Annotated in this window: 1 protein-coding gene; it reads left to right on the forward strand. The window is 47.4% G+C overall.

Annotated features, from left to right (window positions below):
• Positions 1 to 293 precede the first annotated feature (293 nt).
• A complete protein-coding gene (locus LAY57_RS35565) occupies positions 294 to 1,379 on the forward strand; it encodes a PIN/TRAM domain-containing protein (protein WP_249072205.1) in 1,086 nt (361 codons plus the stop codon).
• Positions 1,380 to 1,459 lie beyond the last annotated feature (80 nt).

The raw sequence follows: 1,459 nt of genomic DNA on the forward strand, positions 1-1,459 counted from the left end.
CCTTTCTGTTACTGAGCCTGCCGAAGTATCCCGCCGCTAAACTGAGTACAGTTATAGCGGGGGACAACAGGAGCGAGGAGTTAAAAGTTGTAAATCAAATCAATTGAATTCATCAAAATAACGCTGAAATGTTGAGTTCGTAAGGTTTTTACAGAACGAATCCCAAAAAGAGACGGCCAGAGGATCGAAGATATAATAATGGAACGGTACAAATATCAGCTGCTGACATTCATTTTAATCGTTTTTTAATCCCACCAGGGAATGGAAAATCTCATCCTAATCAGCTTAAAACAATGCTTGACGCAATCATTATTCTTTCATTCATGGCAGCAGGGGCTGGGATCGGCTTCTACATCATTGACTTGATACCGAGCTGGGCACTGACGCAGGTGACCAATCTGCAAGGTTTGCGCTTGGTTTTCGCGGGGTTTGGAGTTATAGGTGGAATAGCGATGGGACTCTTCGTCCAGACGGCCTATCGGCGTTTGGAACGGAAAGTCCGGGAAATGCCGGTGGATGTCCTCTTGACTCGTGCAGTTGGCTTGGTGCTGGGGCTACTCGTTGCTAACTTAATGCTCGCGCCAATTTTCTTACTGCCGATTCCGACGGATTTTGCCTTTATTAAGCCACTGGTGGCCGTTTTGGGCAGTATCATGTTTGCCTTTTCAGGTATAACTCTTGCAGATACCCACGGGCGGGGTTTTTTGCGACTGATTAATCCTCACACGGTGGAAAGTCTCCTAATAGCAGAAGGGACGCTTAAGCCTGCTGCTACTAAAGTCTTAGATACCAGTTGCATCATCGACGGTCGCATTGAAGAGTTGCTGGATACTGGTTTTGTGGAGGGTCAAATTCTTGTGCCGCAGTTTGTTTTGCGGGAATTGCAGCAAGTCGCCGATGCTTCCAACGATCAAAAGCGAGTTCGGGGGCGTCGAGGACTAGATATCCTTAACCGCATGAAGATTACTTACCCAGAGAGGATTGTAATTCACTCTGCCGACTACGAAGATATTCCCACAGTGGATGCCAAGTTGGTGCGTTTGGCTCAGGAGATTAATGGCACTTTGCTGAGTAATGACTATAATCTCAGCAAGGTTGCCAGCTTGCAGAAAGTACCTGTGTTGAATATCAATGACTTAGCGCAGTCGATTCGTCCTTCTTATCTACCTGGTGACACTCTGGATCTGAAAATTATTAAGGAAGGCAAGGAACCCAGTCAAGGGATCGGCTATTTGGATGATGGCACTTTGGTTGTGGTTGAAGAGGGCAGCAGATATGTGGGCAGCGAACTGCGGGTGGTTGTAACATCTGCTTTACAAACTTCTGCTGGGAGGATGATTTTTGCCCGCCCCCAAGCTGCTGAAGGTTTGAAGGTGTGAGAGCATTAGTCAGTGGTCAGTGGTCAGTGGTCAGTGGTCAGTGGTCAGTGGTCAGTGGTCAGTGGTCAGTGGTCAGTGGT

This window comes from Argonema antarcticum A004/B2, assembly GCF_023333585.1.
Classification (GTDB): domain Bacteria; phylum Cyanobacteriota; class Cyanobacteriia; order Cyanobacteriales; family Aerosakkonemataceae; genus Argonema; species Argonema antarcticum.

Coding starts and splice junctions, on each gene's coding strand:
- LAY57_RS35565 (WP_249072205.1), top strand. CDS start 294: ATGCTTGACGCAATCATTATTCTTTCATTCATGGCAGCAGGGGCTGGG.